Below are 7001 nucleotides of genomic sequence, written 5' to 3' on the forward strand. Positions count from 1 at the left end.
GTCGACCCGCACGGGGAGCAGACCGGCCCCGCACTCCTGGACCACCTCGCCGTGCCGGATCGCCCCGTCCCGGGCCAGCACCCACGCAGCCCCGACGCTGGGGTGACCGGCGAACGGCAGCTCGACGGCCGGGGTGAAGATCCGCACCCGATAGTCCGCCCCGGGACTGCTCGGCGGCAGGGTGAAGACGGTCTCGGACAGGTGGAACTCGTCCGCGATCCGCTGCATCGCCCCGGTGGAGAGCTCGTGCTCCTCGGCCCGCACGACGGCGAGCGGGTTACCCGCGTAGGGCCGGTCGGTGAACACGTCCACGACGTCGAAGTGCAGGGCCACCCGTCGACCATAGGCCCAGGTGTCCGATACCGGCTGATCTGCACGGACGGCATAGTCTTGCGCCATGGGCGCGGGCCGGATCTTCGTGGCGCGGATGGCGGGGCTGGCCGTCTTCGGGCCGGACGGCGCGCGCATCGGGAAGGTGCGGGACGTGGTCGCCACCCTGCGCGTCGACTCGACCCCGCCGCGGGTGCTCGGGCTGGTCGTGGACCTGTCCAGCAGGCGGCGCATCTTCGTGCCGATGCTGCGGGTCGCGGACGTCGACTCCGAGGCCGTCACGCTCGCGAGCGGCTCGGTCTCGTTGTCCGGCTTCCACCAGCGCCCCAACGAGACCCTGGTCCTCGGCCAGATGCTCGACGCGCCGGTCACCCTGCGGGACTCCGGCGAGCCCGCCACCGTCGTCGACGCCGCGATCGAGCCCACCCGCAGCCGGGACTGGGTGGTCGGCAGGCTCGCGGTGCGCACCGGGCCGCGCAGGCTCGGCCGCCGGGCCGGGGCGAGCGTGCTGCCGTGGAGCTCGGTGCAGGGGCTCACGCTGTCGGACCGGCAGGGGGCCGAGGGCCTGCTCGCGGTGTTCGACGCGATGCGCCCCGCCGACGTGGCCGCCGCGCTGTCCGAGCTGCCCCGCAAGCGCCAGCACGAGGTCGTCGACGGGCTGGACGACGAGCGCCTCGCGGACGTCTTCGAGGAGCTCTCGGAGAACGACCAGCGCGAGCTGATCGCGCACCTGGACGTGGAGCGGGCGGCGGACGTGCTCGAGGCCATGTCCCCGGACGACGCCGCGGACCTGCTCGGCGAGCTCGGCGACGAGGAGGCCGGGCGGTTGCTCGCGCTGATGGAGCCCGAGGAGTCCGAGCCGGTCCGGCGCCTGCTGACCTACGAGGCACGCACCGCCGGTGGTCTGATGACCCCCGAGCCCATCGTGCTGCGCCCCGACTCCACCGTGGCCGAGGCGCTCGCGCACGTGCGCAACCCCGACGTGCCTCCCGCGCTCGCGAGCATGGTGTTCGTCTGCAGGCCGCCCAGCGCCACCCCCACCGGCCGCTACCTGGGCTGCGTGCACACCCAGCGGCTGCTGCGCGAGGCGCCGTTCGAGCTGGTCGCGGGGCTGGTGGACAGCGAGCTGGCGCAGCTGGAGCCGGGGGCCTCGATCGACGAGATCACCCGCTACTTCGCCGCGTACAACCTGGTCGCGGGCCCCGTCGTCGACGCCGAGGACCATCTGCTCGGCGCGGTGACCGTGGACGACCTGCTCGACCACCTGCTGCCCGACGGCTGGCGGGACCAGCCCGCCGACCGCTCCCGCGACCTGGAGACGGCCGACCGGACGGAGGACTCCCGTGCCTGAGCTGCCCGGCCGCCGCCTCGACCAGCCGCTGATCGGCAGGCGGCGGATCGACTTCGACCCCAGCGCCTTCGCCAGCGGCGCCGAACGCGTCGCCCGCTACCTGGGTACCGGCCGCTACCTGGCGATCCAGACGGTCATCGTGCTCATCTGGATCGGGCTGAACATCGCCAGCTGGCGGCTGCAGTGGGACCCGTACCCGTTCATCCTGCTCAACCTGGCCTTCTCCACCCAGGCCGCCTATGCCGCCCCGCTGATCCTGCTCGCGCAGAACCGGCAGGACGACCGGGACCGCATCGCCCTGGACGAGGACCGCCGCCGCGCCGAGCGCACGAAGGCGGACACGGAGTACCTCGCCCGCGAGCTCGCCGCGCTGCGGATCGCGGTGAACGAGGTGGCGACCCGCGACTACCTGCGCGGTGAGCTGGACCGCCTCGCCCAGACCCTGGAGGGCCGGACGAGGACGGACCGGACCCCCCGCCGTCGCTAGTGTCCCGCAGCGCGAATCCGCTACACATCTCGACGGCCCAGGCCCACGCAGGCGGCGTTGCGGGAGACTAGACCATCCGTTCGCTGATGCGTTCGAGCACCGGCAGGTCACCCGGGTCCAGCCGGTGCACGAAGTGCTCGGTCACCCCCCGCAGGTGGGTGCGGCTGGCGACGCGCAGGCGGTCCAGACCTGCGGGCGTGAGTCCTGCGGCGACCCCCCGGCCGTCGGACTCCACCCGGGTGCGGCGCACGAACCCGGCCCGTTCGAGGCGGTCCACCAGGCGCGTGACGCCCGAGCGGGACAGCAGTACCGCCTCCGCCAGCTCGGTCATCCGCAGCCGCCTGCCGGGCGCCTCGGCGAGCTGCACGAGCACGTCGTAGGCGGCCAGCGAGAGGCCCTGTTCCGCGAGTAGTTCGGTCTCCAGCGCCCGGGTGATCGTGGCGTGCGCGCGCAGGAATGCCCGCCACGACGCCATCTCCTCCGGCCTCGGCACGAGTCGTGCCTGCCGGTCGTTCCCCCCGTGCGCGGACCGCGTGGAGCCTCGAGAGGCATCGGCGATGTCCGTCACGTCCGTAGATGCTACGGACGTGCGTGACGATTCGTCGGCGCACGTAGCATGGAACGGACATGCCGGAGCCGCGCGGGCGACGGCCGTCGGATGAGGAAGGTTCAGCGGAGACCCTGATGTCCGTCATGGGAAACACCAGTACCGAGACCGTCGAACAGGCGATCCGAGCCGCTCTCGCCCAGGTCGAGGACCCCGAGATCCGCAAACCGATCACCGAGGTCGGCATGGTCAAGGGCGTTGCGGTGTCCCCGGACGGCGTGGCGCAGGTGGGGGTGTACCTCACCGTCGCGGGCTGCCCGATGAAGGAGACGATCACCTCCCGGGTCACGGCCGCGGTGTCCGCCGTGCCCGGCGTGCGCGAGGTCCGCGTCGAGCTGGACGTGATGAGCGACGAGCAGCGCACCGAGCTGCGGAAGAAGCTCCGCGGGGGCACCGAGGAGGCCGAGATCCCCTTCTCGCAGCCCGGGAACCTCACCCGCGTGTACTGCGTGGCCTCCGGAAAGGGCGGCGTCGGCAAGTCCTCGGTCACCGTGAACCTGGCCGCGGCGATGGCGGCCAAGGGCCTGCACGTCGGCGTGGTCGACGCGGACATCTACGGGCACTCGGTCCCGCGGATGCTCGGCGCGGCGGAGCGGCCGACCAAGGTCGACGACATGATCATGCCGCCGCAGAGCCACGGCGTGAAGGTCATCTCGATCGGGATGTTCGTGCAGGACAACACCCCCGTCGTCTGGCGCGGGCCGATGCTGCACCGTGCCCTGCAGCAGTTCCTGGCCGACGTGTTCTGGGGCGACCTGGACGTGCTGCTGCTGGACCTGCCGCCCGGCACCGGGGACATCGCGATCTCGACCTCGCAGCTGATCCCCAACGCGGAGCTGCTGGTCGTCACCACCCCGCAGCAGGCCGCCGCCGAGGTCGCCGAGCGCGCGGGCTCGATCGCCCTGCAGACGCGGCAGCGGATCGCGGGCGTCATCGAGAACATGTCGTGGCTCGAGATGCCCGACGGCTCCCGCATGGAGGTCTTCGGCTCCGGCGGCGGTCAGACGGTCGTCGACAGCCTGACCCGCATCCTGGGCGCCAAGGTCCCCCTGCTCGGCCAGGTCCCGCTGGAGGCGGGGGTCCGCGAGTGCGGCGACTCGGGCACCCCGATCGTCCTCCGCAGCCCGGACAGCGCCGCGGCGCAGGTCCTCCAGGGCATCGCCGACCGCCTCACGGTCCGCTCCCGGGGCCTGGCAGGCATGAGCCTGGGCCTGAGCCCCGTCCGCAAGTAACCCGCGAGTCCCTACACCCAGACGCGCGAGTCCCCACATCCAGCCGCGCGAGTCCGACACCGCAGACGCGCGAGTCGGACAGGACGACGCGCGGGTCCGACCCCAACCCGCGAGTCCCCCACTCTTGACGCGCGAGTCCAACACTGCAGACGCACGAGTCGGACACCTCGACACGCGAGTCCGACACCTCGACGCGCGAGTCGGAGCCGGCGACGCGCGAGTCGGACTGACATGTCCGACTCGCGCGTCTGCGGTGTGGGACTCGCGCGTCGGAAGTGTGGGACTCGCGGGTCGGGGTGGAGGACGCGGGTCAGACGGCGTCGTTGAGGGCCTTGCTCCACAGGGCCACGCCCTCGTCGACCTGGTCGGCGGTGGTGACCAGCGGCGGGATGAAGCGGACCACGTTGTTGAACGGGCCGCAGGTCAGCAGCAGCAGGCCGTGGTCGGCGGCGGCCTTGTGCGCCTTGACCGTGGTCGCCGCGTCGGGCGTGCCGTCCGGGTTCGTGAACTCGACGGCGACCATGAAGCCCAGCCCGCGGACGTCGCCGACCGTGCCGACCCCCTTCGACACGCCGCGGACGCCCTCGAGCAGCCGCGCCCCGTTCACCCGGGCGTTCTCGACGAGGCCCTCCTCCTGCACCACGTCCAGCGTGGCCAGCGCGGCCGCGCAGGCCACCGCGTTGCCGCCGTAGGTGCCACCCTGCGAGCCGGGGCGGGCCTTGCTCATCAGCTCGGTCGAGGCCGCGATGCCGGACAGCGGGAAGCCGCTGGCCAGGCCTTTCGCGGTGATCAGGATGTCCGGGGTGAGGCCCTCGGTGTGCTGGTGGCCCCAGAAGGTGCCGGTGCGGCCGTAGCCGGTCTGCACCTCGTCGGCGATCAGCAGGATGCCGTGCCGGTCCGCGCGTTCGCGCAGGCCGCGCAGGAAGGCGGGCGGGGTGGGCACGTACCCGCCCTCGCCGAGCACCGGCTCGACCAGGAAGGCGGCGACGTCCGCGGCGGGCGCGGTCGAGACCAGCTGCCGGTCCAGCTCGGCGAGCGCGAACTCGACGGCCTGCTCCTCCGACCAGCCGTACCGGTACGCGTACGGGAACGGCGCGAACACCGCCCCGCCCATCAGCGGGCCGTTGCCGGAGCGGATCTTCGCGCCGGACGTCGTGAGGGCCGCGGCGCCCATCGTGCGGCCGTGGAAGCCGCCGTCGAAGGCCAGGATCAGCGGACGGCCGGTGGCGTGCCGGGCCAACCGCACGGACGCCTCGACGGCCTCCGAGCCCGAGTTCAGGAAGAACACGCTGTCCAGGCCCGCGGGCAGCACGTCCCCCAGCCGCTCGGCCAGGCGGAGCAGCGGCTGGTGCATCACGGTCGTGTACTGGCCGTGGATGAGCGTGGCGACCTGCTCCTGGGCGGCCGCGACGACCTTCGGGTGGCAGTGCCCGGTCGAGACGACGCCGATGCCCGCGGTGAAGTCCAGGTGCCTGCGGCCCTCGGTGTCGTACAGGTACACGCCTTCGCCGCGCGCGACCTGGACCGGGGTGGCCTGGGTCAGGACCGGGGACAGCTGTGCCATGGGAGAACTCCGAGAGGTTGGACGGCAGGGGTTGTCCTGTTGTCGACAATCCTCAGGGAACCACGTCGGCCGCCGCGGGGCAAGGACTACGGAGCGAGCAGTCCCACGGCGAGGAACAACATCGGCACGGAGACGATCGTCGTGGTCAGCGCCGCGTCCCGACCGAGCTGGACGCCCTGGTCGAACCGCACCGCGTAGCCGAACACGTTCTGCGCCGTGGGCAGCGCCGCGCACACCACGACGGCCATCAGCGCGGGCCCCGAGAGCCCGAGCAGCAGCCCCAGGCCGAGCCCGATCAGCGGCTGGACCACGTTCTTGATCGCGACCACCACCCACAGCGACGGCCCGACGCCCCCTGCCCCCGGCCGCGCCGCCCCGCGCAGCGAGATGCCGAAGGCGAGCAGCATGCAGGGCACCGCCAGGTCGGCGATCAGCTGCAGCGGCGCCATCACCTGCTCGGGCGGCATCCACCCCGTCGCCGAGGCGACCAGGCCCGCGACGGTCGCGATGGCGAGCGGGTTGCGCAGCGGAGTGGTGATCGTCCGCATGCGGGACACGCGTTCGCCCTGGTGCGCGACGACGTCGAGGACCGTGGAGAACAGCGGGGTCAGCACCGCGAGCTGGAACAGCAGGACCGGGGCGATCTCGCCCGCGCTGCCCAACGCGTAGGTCGCGATCGGGATGCCCAGGTTGCCCGCGTTGACGTACCCGCTGGCCATCGAGCCGATCGCGATCTCCCCGGCGGGCCTGCGCCACACCAGTCCGAACGGCACGAACAGCGCGCACGCCAGGCTGCTGGTGACCGCGGTGACCACGAGGGACGAGGAGAAGATCGCCCCGATGTCCTGCCGGGCGACGACCACGAACAGCAGCGCGGGCGAGGCGACGAAGAAGGCCGTGCGGGACAGCACCTGGGTGGCCGACGAGCCGAGCACACCGGCCCGGCCGATCCCGTAGCCCACCGCGATCACGACACCGATGACCAGGAACCCGTCGAGGATGCCGGTCACCGCCCGACCCTAACCACCCGCTGCGCGGCGATCGTCGCCAGAGCGACCATCGCCACTCACGACTACGCGGGGAGGGCGGGGGGTTCGCCCCCGGCGGCCGACCGCGGCTCGACGACGGTGACGTCCAGGATCCGCGACACCGCGTCCGCCATGTGCGCCTCCAGCACGGAGGTCATGCGCGCCGCGTCGCCTTGCTCGAGGGCGTCGCGCAGCACCCGGTGCTCGGCGAGCAGGCTCTCCGGCGGCGGCGGGTTCTGCTGCAGCGCGGCGAGACACATCCGGGTCTCGACGAGCAGGGTGCGAGACATCCGGTGCAGCCGCGGACTCCCCGAGGCGGCCACGAGCTCGGCGTGGAACTCGTGGTCGGCGTCGGCCAGCGCGGGGGCCGGGGTCTACAACACGACCCGTCAGGTCGGTGCG

General features: G+C 72.8%; 8 protein-coding genes. 3 read left to right on the forward strand and 5 right to left on the reverse strand.

Translation table 11 applies throughout. The annotated features are described in order from the left end of the window. Positions 1 to 333 (reverse strand): PhzF family protein (locus H5J29_RS15780; protein WP_312858256.1); only part of this gene is annotated, 333 nt, incomplete at its 3' end. Positions 334 to 397: 64 nt separating this feature from the next. On the opposite strand from H5J29_RS15780, the gene H5J29_RS15785 reads away from it, so the two are divergent. Together H5J29_RS15785 and H5J29_RS15790 are read left to right on the forward strand one after the other, a co-directional pair. Further along, positions 398 to 1681, forward strand: coding sequence for a magnesium transporter MgtE N-terminal domain-containing protein (locus H5J29_RS15785; protein WP_181781721.1), 1284 nt, complete (start codon positions 398 to 400; stop codon positions 1679 to 1681). Next, entirely contained in the window at positions 1674 to 2168 is a 495-nt protein-coding gene (locus H5J29_RS15790) for a DUF1003 domain-containing protein (protein ID WP_181781722.1), read from the forward strand. The genes H5J29_RS15785 and H5J29_RS15790 overlap by 8 nt, the downstream gene beginning before the upstream one ends. Positions 2169 to 2235: 67 nt before the next feature. On the opposite strand, the gene H5J29_RS15795 is transcribed toward H5J29_RS15790, so the two are convergent. Continuing rightward, positions 2236 to 2643, reverse strand: a complete 408-nt coding sequence (locus H5J29_RS15795; RefSeq protein WP_181781726.1) for a MarR family winged helix-turn-helix transcriptional regulator — start codon at positions 2641 to 2643, stop codon at positions 2236 to 2238. Positions 2644 to 2861: 218 nt separating this feature from the next. On the opposite strand from H5J29_RS15795, the gene H5J29_RS15800 reads away from it, so the two are divergent. Beyond that, on the forward strand, positions 2862 to 4007 hold the full coding sequence (locus H5J29_RS15800) for an Mrp/NBP35 family ATP-binding protein (RefSeq protein ID WP_376768537.1): 1146 nt from the start codon (positions 2862 to 2864) through the stop codon (positions 4005 to 4007). A gap of 310 nt (positions 4008 to 4317) precedes the next feature. On the opposite strand, the gene H5J29_RS15805 is transcribed toward H5J29_RS15800, so the two are convergent. The 3 genes from H5J29_RS15805 to H5J29_RS15815 all read right to left on the reverse strand — a co-directional run bounded on the left by H5J29_RS15805 (position 4318) and on the right by H5J29_RS15815 (position 6922). After that, positions 4318 to 5571 carry an aspartate aminotransferase family protein gene (locus tag H5J29_RS15805; protein WP_181781724.1) on the reverse strand — a complete coding sequence of 418 codons (1254 nt, stop codon included), beginning with the start codon at positions 5569 to 5571 and terminating at the stop codon, positions 4318 to 4320. Positions 5572 to 5657: 86 nt separating this feature from the next. Further along, on the reverse strand, positions 5658 to 6581 hold the full coding sequence (locus H5J29_RS15810; protein WP_181781725.1) for an AEC family transporter: 924 nt from the start codon (positions 6579 to 6581) through the stop codon (positions 5658 to 5660). Between the two features lie 62 nt (positions 6582 to 6643). Continuing rightward, positions 6644 to 6922, reverse strand: coding sequence for an FCD domain-containing protein (locus H5J29_RS15815; protein ID WP_376768538.1), 279 nt, complete (start codon positions 6920 to 6922; stop codon positions 6644 to 6646). Positions 6923 to 7001 lie beyond the last annotated feature (79 nt).

The organism is Pseudonocardia pini, assembly GCF_013870575.1.
GTDB lineage: Bacteria > Actinomycetota > Actinomycetes > Mycobacteriales > Pseudonocardiaceae > Pseudonocardia > Pseudonocardia pini.

Bases quoted from the DNA above. Each gene is read 5' to 3' on its own strand.
- H5J29_RS15805 (WP_181781724.1), bottom strand. From the start codon at position 5,571: ATGGCACAGCTGTCCCCGGTCCTGACCCAGGCCACCCCGGTCCAGGTC.
- H5J29_RS15795 (WP_181781726.1), bottom strand. From the start codon at position 2,643: ATGGCGTCGTGGCGGGCATTCCTGCGCGCGCACGCCACGATCACCCGG.
- H5J29_RS15785 (WP_181781721.1), top strand. From the start codon at position 398: ATGGGCGCGGGCCGGATCTTCGTGGCGCGGATGGCGGGGCTGGCCGTC.
- H5J29_RS15800 (WP_376768537.1), top strand. From the start codon at position 2,862: ATGGGAAACACCAGTACCGAGACCGTCGAACAGGCGATCCGAGCCGCT.